This is a genomic window from Limnothrix sp. FACHB-1083, from assembly GCF_014696485.1.
GTDB lineage: Bacteria > Cyanobacteriota > Cyanobacteriia > CACIAM-69d > CACIAM-69d > CACIAM-69d.
In genome coordinates this window covers 89,629-105,377 of sequence record NZ_JACJQD010000002.1, presented here as the reverse complement: position 1 = coordinate 105,377, position 15,749 = coordinate 89,629, and the positions used below count along the sequence as shown (strand labels likewise).

Below are 15,749 nucleotides of genomic sequence, written 5' to 3'. Positions count from 1 at the left end.
ATAGAAAAGTGCAATTGATTCAATTGAATTCAATCAGTAGCTTGGGTTAATCTTGGAACCTTGCAATTAGATCAGACCCCTGGCCTCGATTGAAAATAATTGAATCAATGGTGGCTTTGGCGCAAAGTTGGAGCCTCGCAGCAGCCTTGAGCAATCTTTGGGTCAAATTTTTTACCCACGGTGTGTCAAATCGGTTGCTTTGACTTACGGAAGGGGTATTGATAGCCGGATAGACAAACGCCAAGGAGCGATCAGCCTTTGGGGCGATCGAGCTGATCGAGCTGGCAATGAATTGGCTCCTGAAAGCGGGGCACGAGGGTCAGGGCCAAGATTCGATCCTGGATGCGCTGTAGCCCTAGTTGCTCGATCGCCCTTTGCCCGATCGCCCCCGGTAGCCCCATCAGCCCCATCTTGAGCAAGATTTGCGCCACCAAGGGCCATTGCTTCAAGACCCCACGATGGCACTGCAACACTTGCCAGGCAAAGCGGGCGGCGGTTTTGGCGCGGCGCGGTTGGGCAGGGCCGTCCAACGCCTTAAAGAGCAAATATTTGTAGCGGTTACCCCAAATGATCGCCCGATGGGGGGTGAGCTGGTTGGGCGATCGGGCGATCGCCGTTTGCAAAATTTGCCGGCTGACGCGCTCCTGTCGCCACACGTTTTCCGATGAGGAGGTGGGCCGTTGGCGATAGAACACATGGCATTCGGGCACTTGGGCCGCTGGAAACTGCCAAGCCAATCGCAGCCACAAATCCCAATCTTCTGAGGGAACCAAGTCTGGCTGAAAACCGCCCACTTGGTTCAAGGCCGATCGACTCACCAGCACATTAGACCCGCTGGAAACAAAATCCGTGACCAACAGGGGCCCGTAGATCCAACCGCTGAAGGGGCTGGTAACCGGCTGCCCGATCGCCCGGCCCGAATCATCGGTGAGTTGAGTCCAACTGTAAACCCAACCGGCGGCGGGGTTGGCCGCCAGGGCCGCCAGTTGGGCCCGCAACTTGTCGGGATGCCAGCGATCGTCCGCATCAATGAACCCAATCCAGTTCCCCCGCGCCCGATCGATCCCACGATTCCGAGCGATCGCCTGTCCCCCGTTGGCAAAGGCATAAACCCGAATTCGGCCATCGGCGGCCGCCATCGACTCAGCCAAGGCCCGGGAGCGATCGTGGCTGCCGTCGTCAATAATCAACAGTTCCCAATCGGGTTCCGTTTGGGCAAAAATCGAGGCCACCGTATCCGCCAGGGTGTCTGCCCCATTGAACACCGGCAGCACGATCGACACTTGCGGCCGGTGGCTGTCCTCGGTGCTGCTGGTTTCGGTGCTGCTGGTTTCGGTGCTGCTGGTTTCGGGTTTGGTGGCTTCCGTGGCCATGATCTAGGGGCTACCTAAGCGCTGCGAAGGGCCACGATCGGATCCAGCTTGGCCGCCTGTTGGGCTGGAATTACGCCAAAAAAGAGACCAATCCCGCCCGAGACACCCACAGCCACCCCGATCGCGGTGCTGGAGGGGGCCGCTTCCAAGTCCGTGACCACGCTCACCAAGGCCAAGCCGCCCACGCCAACGGCCGTCCCGATCGCCCCGCCCAAACTGGCCAAAATCGTCGCTTCAATCACAAACTGCATCAAAATATCCCGTTGGGAAGCCCCGATCGCCTTGCGCAGCCCAATTTCTTGGGTGCGTTCCGCCACCGACACCAGCATGATGTTTGTGATGCCAATGCCGCCCACCAGCAGGGAAATACTGGCGATCGCCACCAACATCACCTGCAACGTGCCGGTGATCGCCCCTAGGGTGTTTTGCAAGTCCTGCTGGTTACGAACGGTGAAATCATCCTCGCCCACAATTTTGTGTCGTCGGCGCAGCAGGTTTTCAATCTGGAATTGGGCGGCTCGCATCACCGTTTCATCCCGCGCCGACAGGGAAATATAACTAACACTGGTTCCATAGGGCGATCGACGACCCACCAACTGGTTCGCCATGGTGCGCAGTGGCAGAAATACAGTCATGTCCATATCCATACCGAAGCTGGATCCCTTGGGCTGCATCACCCCAATCACCTCTGCCCGCAGGTTGCGAACGCGCACAGACTGCCCGATCGGGTCTTGGCCGTTGAACAATTGCCGCGCCACCTCAGACCCCAGTACCACCACCCGCTGCACCCGTTGGCCATCGAGCTTGGTGATGAACCGGCCCCGATCAACCTGGAAATCTCGCACTTCGGTATAGTCCGGCGTGGTGCCAATGACGGTGACGCTGGCGTTGCGGCCCCGGTAGCTCACCACCTCGTTCCCGGTCAGCTCCGGAGCCACGGCCACCACGGTGGGCACTTCCGTAGAAATGGCCTCCGCATCTTCCAACACCAGGGTTTGTGGGGGCCAAAGGGGCCGACGATCGGCCTCCGGGCTGCCGGGGCGAATAAACAATGTATTGGGGCCCAAGGATTGCACCTCGGCGGTCACAAACCGTTGGGCCCCCTCGCCCACCCCGATCGTGGCAATCACCGAAGCATTACCAATCACAATCCCCAGCATGGTGAGGCTGCTGCGCAATTTGTTGGCGGCCAAGGTGGCGATCGCCATTTTGAGGCTTTCCCAGAGGTTCATCGGTAAGGGCGATCGTCCGGGCGATCAACGAGGGGACTGGAATTTGCTTTGGACTTTGCTTTCAGAGTTAATCCTAGCGAACTCCCAAAACCCTGCGGCGATCACTGAGCCTAGTAGCGCGGCTGTTTTAGTTCGATCGGTCAGGTCAAATGATGGTTGCTGTTAGGCGATCGGTAGGCAGCGAAGGTATTAATCTCCTGATCACCACGACTGACTCCGCAACGTTGACCCACGCCCTACGAGTTGCGATCAAAGTCCCGTAAATGAGGTCATATCCCGCAGTGACAGGATAACGTCCGCAGTGTCGGAGTTAGACTGCGCATCCTTGACAACACTCTGCTGAAGAGAGTTATCCTGTACATGCGATCTAATACATAGTTAGGCGGCAACTTGCCTGATGATTTAGTAGCTAGCTTCTTTTGACAAAGATCTTACTCTTATAAATTAATATCCAAACAAGGAGGCAAGAAATGAGTGTCAACATTAAATTTGTGCTGCCCAGTGGAGAGACTTTTCTACTTAGTGGAGAAGAGGGGGAGTCACTCCTGCAATTAAAACAATCCTATCCTAGTGAACTTAACGATTTGGAATGTGCTTGCGAAGGTTCACTTGCTTGCTCAACTTGTCATGTCATAGTAGACAAAATTCACTATCCCATGACAGGAGAAATCTCGGACGAAGAAAATGACATGCTTGACTTGGCTCCTAAAGTAACTGCGACATCTCGTCTTGGTTGCCAAGTGAAACTGACAAAACAGTTAGAGGGAGCAATCTTTACAATACCTAGCAATAACCGTAATACCAGTCTCTCTAGTCGTTAGCTGGCTCCGCAGAACGTTCCTGCACTCGTTCTTCAAGGTTTCTTATTTTCTCGAAAACGCCCAGAATATCGGTTGCTGAGGCAGTGCTTCCAATCTTGGTTGTGTTGGCGAGAGCGCCCAGAGGGTGAGTTGGAAAGGCATCAGCAAAGGTAGCCCCTTGCGGTATCTGATTCCAAAAACGCTCAGCGCGATCGCTGATCTTGTAGTGCGCGTTTCTTTGCCGCTACCCGATCGGTAGGCAGCGAAGGTATTAATCTCCTGATCACCACGACTACCTCCGCAACGTTGACCCACGCCCTACGAGTTGCGGTCAACGTCCCGTAAATGAGAGCATATTCCGCAGCGACAGGACAACGCCCATAATGCCGGAGTTAGACCGCTAGACTCTGGGCTAGAAAATCAAGTATTTCAACTTAAATGATGGAAAGATTTCAGGACACAGGAGAGACAGTTCAATCATTTCAAGATCAAGTTCTTGTGCGCTGTCCTCATTGTGCTTCATGTGCTGTTGTGCGCTGCACCACTCCTGAAAATTTCCGATTTTCTCCTCGCAGGTTTTCCTGCAAAGCCTGTGGTTCCTACAAGGATTGGGCTGAAAGTACAATTTCAAGAACTTGGAAAAATGAGCCACCAGTAGATGATTATTTTCATTACCCTTTATGGTTGCAAGCACCTTGTTGCGGTCAAACGCTTTGGGCTTACAATTTTGAACACTTAGATTTTATTGAAGCATTTGTCAGCGCAAGATTGCGAGAAAGCCAACGCGACGAAAATGATCTTTGGTCGAATCGCAGCTTATTTTCACGCTTGCCGAAATGGATTCAATCAGCTAAGAACCGAGAAGCTATTTTAAAAGTTATCAATAAAATTCGTCAATCAAATGAGGGCGCTTTTCAGTAATACCTCCTAATACAGCCCTTACTTCGATTACTAAGCACAGTCGCTTGTAGGGTGGGCAGTGCCCACCAAACCGTTGCTTCATGGCATGTGCGATATGACGTGCCAATTATTTTAGGTAAAGGCTGTAAGATGATTGTCCTCAAGTTATTGACGAAGCGGCATGATCTAGGAATTCTAGTGCGGCAGGCTGTCGAAAATTGATTTATAAGAAACGTGACGAGGATTAAAGTCGCTGACCAGAAACGTTGGGTTTCGCAAAGTCAATGAATAAAAAATATGGCAAACTAAAGCTATCTTTGAGGAAAATTCATGAAAGCAATTGTATGTGTAAAGTATGGATCTCCTGATGCTATGCAGCTTAAAGAAGTAGAGAAACCAACTCCTAAAGCAAACGAGGTGCTAATTAAAATCTATGCAACAACAGTAACGTCAGCAGACATTCGCATCCGAAAGGCTGACCCATTCCCTGTAAGATTTTTCTACGGTTTCGCAAGACCTAAAAACAACACGATCCTCGGGTCGGAGCTGGCCGGAGAAATCGAAGCAGTTGGTGAAAATGTAAAACAATTCAAAGCAGGTGACCAAGTATTTGCTGGTGCAGGAACCAGCCTCGGTGCAAATGCTGAGTATATTTGTTTGCCTGAAGCAGGAGCGGTGGCGATCAAGCCTACCAATATGACCTATGAGGAAGCTGCTGCCATTCCTTTTGGTGCAACAACTGCATTGATTTTCCTAAGAGATAAGGGAAAGATTCAGAGTGGGCAGGAAGTTTTGATCTATGGCGCTTCTGGAGCAGTAGGGATGGCTGCCGTACAGCTTGCCAAATTCTTTGGCGCACAAGTGACTGGAGTGTGTAGTACAGCGAAGTTAGAATTGGTGAAATCTCTCGGATCTGACAACGTTATTGACTATACGAAAGAGGATTTCACTCAAAATGGTAAAACCTACGATATTATTTTTGACACAAGTGGCAAAAGTCCATTTTCAGGCTGTCTCAGCTCGCTAAAAAATAATGGCATCTATCTTAGAGCTGTTCATATCAATCTATTGCCGATACTTCGAGGGCTGTGGACTTCAATTACCAGCAGCAAGAAAGTCATAGGTGGGGTAGCGATCGAGCGTAAAGCAGATCTAATTTTCCTGAAAGAGTTAATTGAAATGGGCAGAATGAAATCAGTCATCGACAGGCGTTATTCACTGGAACAGACTGCCGAAGCGCACAGGTATGTTGAACAAGGACATAAGAAAGGGAATGTTGTCATTACTGTGGCGCAAAGCAACAAAACCTAACAACGCGCTGCACCAGAATGTTTAATCGGGTCTATTGATTTGCAAAACCTGTTTGTGCTGGGTGAGCGCAATCGTTGGGCGAACAAGAATCTGTGAAGATAGTCATCAATTGTCGCACTGGAAGCTTTTTATATTTTGGGAGAATTTGGTGCAACCAAAGTTGACAGATAGGCTTGTGTTGAGGTCGTTCTCAGAGAGAGATGCCGAGGGATTGTTCCGCTACCTGTCGAGAAAGCAAGTGAATTGCTTCGCTTCAGACAAAATTGAGACAATGGATCAGGCAATGAAGGTTGTGGAGGAACGACAGAGAACTGATAAGTTCATTGCTGTCTGCCTGAAAGAAACTGATGAACTGATCGGAGACCTATTTCTCCAGAAAGAGGAGCCAGACACTTACAGTGTGGGTTGGAATTTTAACGCGGACTATCAGGGAAAAGGATATGCTCTTGAGAGCGCTAAGGCGCTGCTAGACTATCTTTTTAAGGATAGAGGTGCAAGAAGAATTTACGCTTATGTGGAAGAAGATAATATTCGCTCTCAGAAGGTCTGTGAACGCCTGGGCATGAGAAAGGAAGGATGTTTCAAGGAATTCATCACGTTCATCAATAACGATGACGGAACGCCGAGATACGAGAATACAATGCAATTTGCAATTTTAAGCAAAGAATGGGATTCAACGAAAGACATCGATATGGAGAAGAAATAGCCGCCCAACATTGACTTTAACTTGATGATTTTGGAACAAAATTGCAAGTTAAATCAGGGTTAGACTAAAAAAGGTTCTGAGTATTCTTGAGGAAGAATATAATTTTGGCTTGAGTGTTCTCCTGAGAAGCTGTAATCCTAGCGATCGCCTGCCCTAGTTGCCGCCGCGATCGCACCCGATCGACTGTGCTCGACTCACCGCACTGACTGCCCGCCCTGTCTATCCCATGACCTTCTTTAATCTGCGCCCCGACTGGCAACTGCGCGATCGCGAAGCAACGGATCCAGCCCTGTTTCTCAATCGCCGCCGATTTTTGCAATCCCTCGCCGGGTTCAGCATTGCCGGTGGTGTTCTGTCGCTGACGGGTTGCCAAAATACACCGACTGGCGAGCTGGAAGCGGCCCCACCCCCCGGCCCCACCACCATGCGATCGCCCTTCGTTGGGGTGCAGCGCAATTCCCAATTTGCCGATCCGCAGCGAGCCGTCACGCCCCAAGACTTGGCCGGCCGCTACAACAATTTCTATGAATTTGGCGGCACAAAGGACATTGCCCAACGGGCCCAACGGTTGCCCACCAATCCCTGGACCGTGGAAGTGTCGGGATTGGTCAAGCAGCCTAAAACTTGGGCGATCGAGGATTTAATCAAAGCCTTTGAGATTGAAGAACGCATCTATCGGTTTCGCTGCGTCGAAGCTTGGGCGATGGTTGTGCCTTGGCTCGGGTTTCCGATGCGCAAACTGATCGAAGCCGTCGATCCTTTGCCCGATGCCAAATTTGTCCGCTTCACCTCCTACTACAACAAAGACATCGCGATCGGGCCGGCCTGGGCCTATCGCGACCTCCCTTGGCCCTACACCGAAGGCCTCACGCTGGCGGAAATGGCTAACGACCTCGCCTTTTTCGCGGTGGGTAACTATGGGCAAATTTTGCCGAAGCAGCATGGCGCACCAATTCGGGCTGTCCTGCCTTGGAAATATGGCTTTAAAGGGGCTAAGTCGATCGTCAAAATTGAGTTTTTGCCCCGGCAGCCCCTGACCTTTTGGAACACTCTGGCTCCTGATGAATACGGCTTTGAGGCCAATGTGGATCCCCTGGTTCCCCACCCCCGCTGGTCGCAGGCCACGGAGCGGTTATTGGGATCGGGCCCGCCGCTCGCCTGGAAAACGGTTCCCACCCGTCCCTACAACGGCTATGGACAATGGGTTTCTGGTCTTTATGCGTAGGTTAATTATTGCAATGATCATCAAGCTGTAACGATCGCCTCGACCGCTGAATTCTCCACAAGCCACAATGGCCAAAGTTCAGGATTTACCGGCCAGCAGAGGAGGCGATCCAATGCCGATCGACTTTCAAAGAGCTTTGGTGATGCGATTTTGGCAGTTGGCCCGCTGCCGACCCGTTGCGGGGTATGCCATGTATTTGGATGTATTGGAGGGGCGATCGGTCTTGGCCATTGATTGCCGGGCCCAGAGTGCGGCCCACAAGCTTTGGGAACAGCGGGCCCAACTTAATCAAGCGGCCTGTCAGCTTGGCATTGAGCGCTTGGTGTTGCGGGTGCGGGGTGAAATTTGGCGATCGCCCTGGCAAGCCACGGCTACGGATTCCTAATCAATTGCCCTTATTAATTGCCCTTGATCCCAAGGTGAATTTCTGACAATTGGTGAACCGTGCCGCATGAATCGCTGATTGCTGAAGAATTAGCTCATATTGCTGAAAAATTAGCTCAAAATTTCGATTTTGCCAGCTAATTCCGTCGGCTGAAAGGTCTCATAGAGCAACAGCAATTGACGCACTATCCGCCCGATCGGGAGGGCCAGCGGACTATAAACCACGCCCCCATGATCTTTTTGCGATCCGGCAAACTTCACCAGCGTCACTTCCGCTGTCACGAAAACCAATTGGTGGCGATAGGCAAACAAAAGCTGGGTGGCATCGCTCTGGTTCTGGAGCTTCACCTCTGTGGGCCGGGTGGCCCGCACCCCATAGCCGCGCAGGGCTGCGCTGACGGCGGGATCAAGGCTGTCGTCTAGGTAAAATCCCAAGCGTGGTTGGCTCACGGGTTGCGGGGGTGTCAAGAGCATCTCAGGATTGGATATAGCCTGAAGCGCGATCGATTGCAATTTCCTGAAACTTTCCGCACCCTTTCGCAGCCGCTCCGGAGCGATCGCCACAACGCTCAGGGATGAGGTGGGCTACCGGCTCGATCGGCACTCAATCACTTGACCAAAAAACGCTCAGTTAAAGACGCACTCAGCCCTAATCTCCGCGTAGCTCACTGAGGCGCTCCTGAAGGACGGAGACTTGGCTTCGCTGAAATCCGGCAACGAAGGCCAGGTCTTCGTGAATGGCCAAGTCCATTTCACTGCGGTGGTCAAAGTAATAGGCCATGGCTGCATAGAGGGCCGCCAGGGGCAGTTGATAGCGCCCAGCGATTTCCTCGATCGATTGGCCAAGTCGTAGATGCATCAGGGCCACATCGGTCACGGTAATCCGGGTTCCGGCCAGCCGCGGACGACCGCCCCGAATCCCCGGTGTGGTTTCAATATGGCGTGACAAGCTTTTACTCATCGAACTGGGCTGTGCAAGAGTACCCATTTTGACGTGTATTTTCTGACATGTATGTTTTGACATGTACTGGCGGCGCATCGAGGTTGAACTTGGCTCAAATTTTGAGAGGCTGTTCCGATGCGGCCCCGTCGCGATTGTCACACTTTGGTCAGCTTTTGGGCCGCCAATGACATGGCCAGGAGTATGGCCAAAATCCGGGTGATTGGATTGCTGGTTCAAGCCTTGATTTTAAGAGAGCGCGGGGATCTTTGCCGGTCAGGGTCAAGCCCTTAATTCGGAGGGCAAACTAGCGAGACTAGCGGGGCAAATCACTGCCGTTCAGTGGCTCCGTAGGAGACTGTGCCAGTTGATTCAAGGCATCAGCTAAATCTTGGGTCAGGGTGGGGGCGGCCACCTTAGCCGGGCGATCGAGATATTGTGCCAACGGGAGCGATCGCCCAATCATCACCCGCACACCACAACGCCAACCCACCTCCGGCGAACCATACTCCACATGAATCGGCACGATATGCACACCCGAATGGCTGCGTTCCGCCTGGATTGCCATCCGCGCCAAACCGGGTTTGAGGGGGTGCAGGTGGCCATCGCGGAAAATGTCGCCTTCCGGGAAAATCACCAGGGCCTTGCCCGTTTCCAGCACTTTGATGCCATGGCGAACGCTGGCAATGCTGGGGTTGGTGGTGTCTACGGGAAATCCACCCATGCGCTGAATAAACCAGCCTTGGAGGCCTCGGGAGGCTTCGTTGGCCGAAACCATGAAGTGCAAATCGGCGGGGCAAATGGGCCGGCCAATGGCGCAGGGAACCACCAAGGCATCCCAGCGCGATCGATGGGTGGGGGCAAATAGGAGCGATCGAGCGTTTTGGGGCAGGTTTTCCAAGCCCTCGATCGTCACGGAACCAAAATAGGTTGGCAACACAACCCGTCGGGCCAGGGGATAGAGCACCCGCGCGAGCCAAGGCAACACACAGGAGCGAATCGACCCAGAATCAACCACATGATCCATGGCTTGATGAGTCGTGGCTTGATGAGTCGGGGTTTGGCAATCCTGGGTTGGGTGAGTCGGGGCTTGAGTTATGGCTTGATGGGTTGGCCCCGGCGCTGCTGGGGGTGCGGACTGCTGTCCGCCGGGAGAATCTGCCCGATCGCCGTTGTTGGAGGAAAGATTGCGTTCCGCATTCAGCGGGTCGTCTAGCTGCATCACTGTCCCCCGCGCCGTCCCTGGCACCGAATCACTCACCATCGACATGGTGACGGTGCTGCTGGCCGGTCTGGATGGCCCTTGGACAGTCGGGGCGTTCGGCACAACCTCAGTAGAAGCAGAGTTTAGACGCATCATGGGCAGCTAGAGTTCCCCGACCGGTTGGATATTCTTCATGGTTTCTGAGGCTAACAATACCAGGTTGATTCTGCTGGCCAGTTCATGCACCGTCTGGACAAGAGCCGGGGCGGGGATCGGTGGCTGGGGGCCGGCGTTCTCGCCACCACAAGCCTTGGGCGAACTGGCGCAGACCCGCAGTGATCGCAGCTTTGTTGACCAGGTACGTTGATGGGTGGATTGCTTTTTGTAACAAATCCTTAATAATCATTCTATGGGATCTCACCCCTATGGAATTTCACCCCGATCGCGATTACCAGCTCATGGCCGCCAGGTTTCTACTCAATTTCTGCAAAATCTCTGCGAAATGCCTGCGAAATCTTGGCTCAATCCCGCGCTCCTGTTGGTTCAATCTTTCTGAATTAAGTTTTTTGCGCGGGTCTGGACTGGTCTTGAGTTGATTCCCAAGTTGATTCCCGAGCTGATCCCCAAGTTGATTCCCAGCCAAGCTTGCGCAAACCCTGAGCCTGTTGGGCTTTTTCGGAGCGCTGTCTGAATCTTTTGCTAAATCCTTTGCCAAAACCCTATGTACGAAGCTACTGCCCGATCGAACGATCGCCCTGTCATGACTCCCAAGGGCGATCGACCCCAGCCCGCCCTTTTCAAAACCTTTTGGGCCGATGCCCTATCCGTATTTTGGGGCGACTGGCTGAAATTGCGGGTGCGGGTTGGGCAGGTGGCCGCTTCGGGGCTGGTGTCCCCGCTGATTTATATCCTGGCTTTCGGGTTGGGGTTGGGAACCTCCCTTGATGCCGTGGCCAAGCCTTCCGCAGGCGATAGCTATTTGGAATTTATCTTGCCGGGGATGGTGGCCCTGTCTTCCATGGCCATTAGCTTTGGGGGCACAACATTTTCAATTTGCGGCGATCGCCTGTTTACCAAGACCTTTGAGGAAATGCTGCTTGTGCCGGTGCATCCCTTGGCTATGCACCTGGGACGGATGATGGCGGGCATTGTGCGCGGCCTGCTGACGGCTGGTTCGGTGATTTTGGTGGCGGTGTTGTTTACGGGCAAGGTTTGGAGCTTTTTAAATCCGCTCTTTTTGCTGTTGCTGGTGCTCAACTGTGCTGTGTTTGCGGGCTTGGGGGTGATTGTGGGCCTTTCGGTGCAGTCCCTGGAAATGGTGGGGCTGTACAACAATTTTCTGATTGTGCCCATGTCCTTTTTGGGGGCCACGTTTTTTGACCCGGCCAAGTTGCCGCCGCTGCTGAAACCGATCGTCTATTGCCTGCCCTTGACCTACACCAGCATTGGCCTGCGATCGGCTGCTTACCTTCCCCTGAGCGAGTTTCCCTGGTACAGCATCCCAATTTTGCTGGCGGTGGCCACGGTGTTGGCGTTTTTGGGGGCCCAGCGGTTTTCTCAGCAGCAAGATTAGCGACTGTCCGCATGGTTAATGGGTTGCGATTGCTGGGAATCGGTTGCCATGGTTTCGCAGCAGTCGATCGCGCTTGGGTTTCGATCGATCTTGATTGGTAGCACCTCAGTGGCGATCGGTCGTAATTGGCTGAGCCGTTATGGGTTCGCCGGAACCGCCAGAAGCCATACCCGGTCAACGGGGATCAAGATCGCAACATCAGGCGATCGCGATCGCAGACTCTAACGGGTTTGCGGCCGAAACTTAAGGCTAGAGCGCTTCATAGTCTCTAACCCTGTACTCTCGCAACTCTTGACCCAGTGCTTGGGTTGGGTGCGCCCGGTGCTTCCATTCCTCAACACAGGACAGCTCAGAAACTGGACAACGTGATCCTGAGCCTGAGCCAGGGCCCCGAAACAGAGAGTCAGAAAACCGCTGGATGGTGATTCAGCCCCGCCTCGATCGCAGTGTGAACCCTGTTAATTGCCGCCGAAACCAAGGCGCGATCGAGACCGATCAGAATCAGGCACTTGTTGCCAATCCAATCCAGCCGTTGACGACGGTGGCTAGGAGGTAAAAAGCTATGCAACGTCAGGGATTAGAAGGTCTGGTTCGGTTTTTGCAAGAAGATTTGCAGTTGAGTGCCGCAGATTTGGCGCTGGCCCTCAAGCACCCCGACAGTGGCAACAATTTGCCAACGATTTTGTGGCAATACGGGGCAATTACCACGCAACAGCTTGATCGGGTGTTCGATTGGCTGGAACGGTGGATGTCGCCCGAAGGAATTTAACGGCTGGCGGTGCGCGGTTGTGAACATGCGGTTGGGGCAATTGGGCCCAGCTCGGAGCCGCGCAAAGTAGCTCCGAGCCAAGCCAAAGCCGATGCAAAGCCGATTCAGAGCAAATTCAGGGCCAAAGGTTCAAAAGAGCGTTGGGCGATCGCGCCAAGGCGGTTCGGTTCTGACGACCCCCAGTTGCTCATTTGCTTGTTAGATTGTGCTTGTTCATCGGAGACCATGCGCACCGTCCACCCGCGAGGTTTGAATCGTGGCCCCAGAACTGAACCCCATGTCTAACTTTTGGAAAAGCGAGCCAACCACCGATCGCGAACCGAGCGAATCGTTGATGCGATACATCCAATCCCTCAATCCGGAAACGATCGCCCACCTGTCGCGGCCGGCTTCCCCGGAAACGATTCGGATGATGGAGCACAACATCGTGGGTTTGCTGGGCGTGTTGCCCGGCGAGCAGTTTGATGTGTCCATCACCACCAACCGCGAACATTTGGGGCGGCTGTTGGCTTCGGCCATGATGAGTGGCTACTTTTTGCGGAATGCTGAGCAACGGATGAGTTTTGAAAAGTCCTTGCAAAACTGGTCGGGTGATTTGGCTGGCGACGCGCCGACGGCAGATTAGGCCCGATTCGGTTCAGTAGCCGGTTGTTCCATTGACTTTGGGTGATTTTGCGCTCTTCAATTGCTGAAACCTTAGAACCGCTGCCGGTTTCGGCGGCGGTTTTACAGCGATCGCTCCTGGATTGGTACGATCGCCACGGCCGCGACTTGCCTTGGCGAACCCCCCCGGACGTGTTGGATCCTTACCGGGTTTGGGTTTCGGAAATTGCCCTGCAACAAACCCAAGTCAAAACCGTTTTGCCCTACTACCAACGGTGGTTCGATCGATTTCCCACGATCGCTGATTTGGCGCAGGCCGATTTGCAAGCGGTGCTGAAAGCCTGGGAAGGCCTGGGCTACTACAGCCGGGCCCGCAATCTGCACCGGGCTGCCCAGTTGGTGATGGAACGGCATGGGGGACAATTTCCCCGCACCCTGGCCGAGGCGCTCGCCCTGCCTGGCATTGGCCGCACCACGGCCGGCGGCATCCTAAGTTCTGCCTTTAATTTGCCCTTGCCCATTTTGGACGGCAACGTGAAGCGAGTGTTGGCGCGGTTGATTGCGCTGCCCGTTGCGCCAGCCAAAGCGCTCGATCGCCTCTGGGCCGCCTCCGAAGCGGTGGTCTCGTTCGATCGCCCCCGAGACCTCAACCAAGCCCTCATGGATTTGGGGGCCACGGTTTGCACCGCCCGAAAACCGGCCTGTTTGGTTTGTCCGTGGATGGCATACTGTCAGGCGTACCAAACCAACCAGCAGCAGCAAATTCCCGTGAGCGAACCGAAAGCACCGATTCCCCACAAAGTGATTGGCGTGGCCGTGATCCGCAATCCCCAGGGGCAAATCTTGATCGATCGCCGGCCCGCCGAAGGGCTATTGGGCGGCCTATGGGAATTTCCGGGCGGCAAAGTGGAACCCAATGAGTCGATCGCCGACTGCATCCGCCGGGAAATTCAAGAAGAATTAGGCATTGAAATTGCCGTCGGTGAAGAACTGATTGTGGTGGATCATGCCTACACCCACTTCAAAGTGTCGCTGCATGTGCATCTTTGCGAGCATCTGCAAGGGGAACCCCAGGCGATCGCGTGTGATGAAGTGCGTTGGGTCACCCTTGCCGAAATTGATCAATTTCCCTTCCCCAAGGCCAACACCACCATCATCGAAGCCCTGAAACAGCGCTTTCCTGATGCCTAGAGAAGATTGCTCCAAAAAAATCAGGCTCTAAAAACAAGGGCACACGATCGTGCGCCCTGCTTGATCTGAACCGATGAAAACCAGTTCACGAGATCTCTTGCATCCATCAGCCCCCCTTGGGAGAAGGGGTTGGGGGATGAGGGCTGTTAGCTGATTCGCGCAAGAGGTCTATTGAGTAGCTCTAGATTGAGTAACTTTCAGGGATTTTCATTGCCCGGGCCAACTCAGCCGCCACCAAAGGCCGCGAGAATTCCGGCGGCGGCAACTCGCCCCGACGCAGCATTTCGCGCACCTTCGTGCCCGACAGGTGAATCCGCTCGTCCGGTTCGCTGGGGCTGGTCTTGGTGGTGGCCATGCTTTGGGTGCGCTTGCAGTAGAACGCGTGTTCGAACTTCAGCGGCATGATTCCTAACTCACCCGGCGCAAACTCATCGAAAATGTACTGCGCATCGTAGGTTCCGTAATAGTCACCCACGCCCGCATGGTCACGACCCACGATGAAATGCGTGCAGCCATAGTTCTTGCGAATGAGGGCATGGAAAATGGCTTCCCGGGGGCCCGCATAGCGCATGGCGCAAGGGTTGATGGCCAAAATCACCCGGCCACGGGGGAAATAGTGCTCCAGCATGATTTCATAGCAACGCATCCGCACATCGGCGGCAATGTCATCGCTTTTGGTCACTCCCACCAGGGGATGCAGGAACAGGCCATCGGTGATTTCCAAGGCGCACTTGATGATGTATTCGTGGGCGCGGTGGATTGGGTTGCGGGTTTGGAAAGCTACGATCGACTTCCAACCCTTGTCGCGGAAAGCATGGCGCGAGTCGATCGGGTCGATTTGATAGAGCGGAAAGCGAGAATCCGGCTCGCGCTCCAGCAACCAAACGGGCCCAGCTAAATAAGTCGCCCCTTGGCCATAAACCACCGCCACACCGGGGTGTTTCTCTTCATTGGTGCGATAGACGTTGAGGGCTTCCCGGGTTTTGTCGTAGTGATATTTCTCTGTCAGCTCCAGCACGCCAATGAAGTGACCGGTGGGATCGTCTAGGCGCACCAATTGCCCTTCGCTGAGGGTGTTGGCCTGCTCATCGGTCACGGGCAGGGTCACGGGAATGGCCCAGGGCAGCCCGTTGGCCAAGCGCATGTCGTCAACCACGGTCTTGTAGTCCGCTTGGCCCATGAAGCCATCGATCGGGCTGAACGCACCAATGGCGATCGCGATCAGGTCACAGACGGCGCGATCGTCCAGGGAAATGCGCGGCAGGTGGTCGGCCTTGCTCAGGAATTCGGCCTTTTGCTCAGGGCTGGCAATGCGGTTAATCAGCGTGCCGCCGTGAGGGGCGATCGCGTCGGCTATACGGGTCATGGAACTCGGGGTGAGGTTGCTTCAAGACAATAATCAGTAAAAATTCAACACTAAAATGGTCGCCTTGTGGCCGGCTAGGGGATAGCCAGGGATTTTTATCTCCAACCACTTTTTAGTTAAAAAGAGAGATTGCGAGCAACAAAAACCAACGAGGGCGATTTGATTTTTGGGG

At 53.9% G+C, this 15,749-nt stretch carries 17 protein-coding genes; 10 read left to right on the top strand and 7 right to left on the bottom strand.

What is annotated here, in order from left to right; genetic code table 11:
- Positions 1-251 precede the first annotated feature (251 nt).
- The gene (locus tag H6F46_RS02405) at positions 252-1,373 is read right to left on the bottom strand and encodes a glycosyltransferase family A protein (RefSeq protein ID WP_190353415.1); all 1,122 of its coding nucleotides are present in this window, start codon (positions 1,371-1,373) and stop codon (positions 252-254) included.
- Positions 1,374-1,387: 14 nt separating this feature from the next.
- A complete protein-coding gene (locus tag H6F46_RS02400; protein WP_190353414.1) occupies positions 1,388-2,605 on the bottom strand; it encodes an ABC transporter permease in 1,218 nt (405 codons plus the stop codon).
- 470 nt (positions 2,606-3,075) lie between these two features.
- Here H6F46_RS02400 and H6F46_RS02395 point away from each other — a divergent pair, with 470 nt between their 5' ends.
- From H6F46_RS02395 to H6F46_RS02370, 6 genes are all read left to right on the top strand, one after another.
- Complete coding sequence (locus tag H6F46_RS02395) at positions 3,076-3,426, top strand: 2Fe-2S iron-sulfur cluster-binding protein (RefSeq protein WP_190353413.1); 351 nt, start codon at positions 3,076-3,078, stop codon at positions 3,424-3,426.
- 420 nt (positions 3,427-3,846) lie between these two features.
- A complete protein-coding gene (locus tag H6F46_RS02390; protein WP_190353412.1) occupies positions 3,847-4,326 on the top strand; it encodes a hypothetical protein in 480 nt (159 codons plus the stop codon).
- Between the two features lie 309 nt (positions 4,327-4,635).
- Entirely contained in the window at positions 4,636-5,616 is a 981-nt protein-coding gene (locus H6F46_RS02385; protein ID WP_190353411.1) for an NAD(P)-dependent alcohol dehydrogenase, read from the top strand.
- Positions 5,617-5,764: 148 nt separating this feature from the next.
- Entirely contained in the window at positions 5,765-6,322 is a 558-nt protein-coding gene (locus tag H6F46_RS02380) for a GNAT family N-acetyltransferase (RefSeq protein ID WP_190353410.1), read from the top strand.
- 226 nt (positions 6,323-6,548) lie between these two features.
- Positions 6,549-7,547 (top strand): protein-methionine-sulfoxide reductase catalytic subunit MsrP, encoded by a 999-nt coding sequence (msrP, locus tag H6F46_RS02375; RefSeq protein WP_190353661.1) that lies wholly within the window; start codon positions 6,549-6,551, stop codon positions 7,545-7,547.
- 112 nt (positions 7,548-7,659) lie between these two features.
- Positions 7,660-7,932: a hypothetical protein gene (locus H6F46_RS02370; protein WP_143472931.1), complete on the top strand. Its 273-nt coding sequence runs from the start codon at positions 7,660-7,662 to the stop codon at positions 7,930-7,932.
- Positions 7,933-8,042: 110 nt separating this feature from the next.
- On the opposite strand, the gene H6F46_RS02365 is transcribed toward H6F46_RS02370, so the two are convergent.
- The 3 genes from H6F46_RS02365 to H6F46_RS02355 all read right to left on the bottom strand — a co-directional run bounded on the left by H6F46_RS02365 (position 8,043) and on the right by H6F46_RS02355 (position 10,231).
- On the bottom strand, positions 8,043-8,381 hold the full coding sequence (locus H6F46_RS02365; protein ID WP_143472930.1) for a DUF5615 family PIN-like protein: 339 nt from the start codon (positions 8,379-8,381) through the stop codon (positions 8,043-8,045).
- Positions 8,382-8,580: 199 nt separating this feature from the next.
- On the bottom strand, positions 8,581-8,892 hold the full coding sequence (locus H6F46_RS02360) for a DUF433 domain-containing protein (RefSeq protein ID WP_099532259.1): 312 nt from the start codon (positions 8,890-8,892) through the stop codon (positions 8,581-8,583).
- A gap of 295 nt (positions 8,893-9,187) precedes the next feature.
- Positions 9,188-10,231, bottom strand: coding sequence for a 1-acyl-sn-glycerol-3-phosphate acyltransferase (locus H6F46_RS02355; protein WP_199291352.1), 1,044 nt, complete (start codon positions 10,229-10,231; stop codon positions 9,188-9,190).
- A 604-nt stretch (positions 10,232-10,835) separates the two neighbouring features.
- On the opposite strand from H6F46_RS02355, the gene H6F46_RS02350 reads away from it, so the two are divergent.
- Positions 10,836-11,648, top strand: a complete 813-nt coding sequence (locus H6F46_RS02350) for an ABC transporter permease (protein ID WP_099532275.1) — start codon at positions 10,836-10,838, stop codon at positions 11,646-11,648.
- Positions 11,649-12,051: 403 nt separating this feature from the next.
- On the opposite strand, the gene H6F46_RS02345 is transcribed toward H6F46_RS02350, so the two are convergent.
- Positions 12,052-12,216: a hypothetical protein gene (locus H6F46_RS02345; RefSeq protein WP_190404972.1), complete on the bottom strand. Its 165-nt coding sequence runs from the start codon at positions 12,214-12,216 to the stop codon at positions 12,052-12,054.
- Between H6F46_RS02345 and H6F46_RS02340 the strand changes: the two genes are divergently transcribed.
- The 3 genes from H6F46_RS02340 to mutY all read left to right on the top strand — a co-directional run bounded on the left by H6F46_RS02340 (position 12,211) and on the right by mutY (position 14,211).
- Positions 12,211-12,417 (top strand): DUF2949 domain-containing protein, encoded by a 207-nt coding sequence (locus H6F46_RS02340; RefSeq protein WP_099532257.1) that lies wholly within the window; start codon positions 12,211-12,213, stop codon positions 12,415-12,417. The genes H6F46_RS02345 and H6F46_RS02340 overlap by 6 nt on opposite strands.
- Before the next feature lie 277 nt (positions 12,418-12,694).
- Positions 12,695-13,042, top strand: coding sequence for a DUF760 domain-containing protein (locus H6F46_RS02335; protein ID WP_190353660.1), 348 nt, complete (start codon positions 12,695-12,697; stop codon positions 13,040-13,042).
- A gap of 41 nt (positions 13,043-13,083) precedes the next feature.
- Positions 13,084-14,211 carry an A/G-specific adenine glycosylase gene (mutY, locus tag H6F46_RS02330; RefSeq protein WP_347278266.1) on the top strand — a complete coding sequence of 376 codons (1,128 nt, stop codon included), beginning with the start codon at positions 13,084-13,086 and terminating at the stop codon, positions 14,209-14,211.
- Positions 14,212-14,392: 181 nt separating this feature from the next.
- On the opposite strand, the gene sat is transcribed toward mutY, so the two are convergent.
- Complete coding sequence (gene sat, locus H6F46_RS02325; RefSeq protein ID WP_190353409.1) at positions 14,393-15,577, bottom strand: sulfate adenylyltransferase; 1,185 nt, start codon at positions 15,575-15,577, stop codon at positions 14,393-14,395.
- Between the last annotated feature and the right edge of the window lie 172 nt (positions 15,578-15,749).

Excerpts from the sequence above, each read along its gene's own strand:
- H6F46_RS02405 (WP_190353415.1), bottom strand. The coding sequence starts at position 1,373 with ATGGCCACGGAAGCCACCAAACCCGAAACCAGCAGCACCGAAACCAGC.
- H6F46_RS02400 (WP_190353414.1), bottom strand. The coding sequence starts at position 2,605 with ATGAACCTCTGGGAAAGCCTCAAAATGGCGATCGCCACCTTGGCCGCC.
- H6F46_RS02395 (WP_190353413.1), top strand. The coding sequence starts at position 3,076 with ATGAGTGTCAACATTAAATTTGTGCTGCCCAGTGGAGAGACTTTTCTA.
- H6F46_RS02390 (WP_190353412.1), top strand. The coding sequence starts at position 3,847 with ATGGAAAGATTTCAGGACACAGGAGAGACAGTTCAATCATTTCAAGAT.
- H6F46_RS02385 (WP_190353411.1), top strand. The coding sequence starts at position 4,636 with ATGAAAGCAATTGTATGTGTAAAGTATGGATCTCCTGATGCTATGCAG.
- msrP (WP_190353661.1), top strand. The coding sequence starts at position 6,549 with ATGACCTTCTTTAATCTGCGCCCCGACTGGCAACTGCGCGATCGCGAA.
- H6F46_RS02370 (WP_143472931.1), top strand. The coding sequence starts at position 7,660 with ATGCCGATCGACTTTCAAAGAGCTTTGGTGATGCGATTTTGGCAGTTG.
- H6F46_RS02360 (WP_099532259.1), bottom strand. The coding sequence starts at position 8,892 with ATGAGTAAAAGCTTGTCACGCCATATTGAAACCACACCGGGGATTCGG.
- H6F46_RS02355 (WP_199291352.1), bottom strand. The coding sequence starts at position 10,231 with ATGATGCGTCTAAACTCTGCTTCTACTGAGGTTGTGCCGAACGCCCCG.
- H6F46_RS02350 (WP_099532275.1), top strand. The coding sequence starts at position 10,836 with ATGACTCCCAAGGGCGATCGACCCCAGCCCGCCCTTTTCAAAACCTTT.
- H6F46_RS02340 (WP_099532257.1), top strand. The coding sequence starts at position 12,211 with ATGCAACGTCAGGGATTAGAAGGTCTGGTTCGGTTTTTGCAAGAAGAT.
- H6F46_RS02335 (WP_190353660.1), top strand. The coding sequence starts at position 12,695 with ATGTCTAACTTTTGGAAAAGCGAGCCAACCACCGATCGCGAACCGAGC.
- sat (WP_190353409.1), bottom strand. The coding sequence starts at position 15,577 with ATGACCCGTATAGCCGACGCGATCGCCCCTCACGGCGGCACGCTGATT.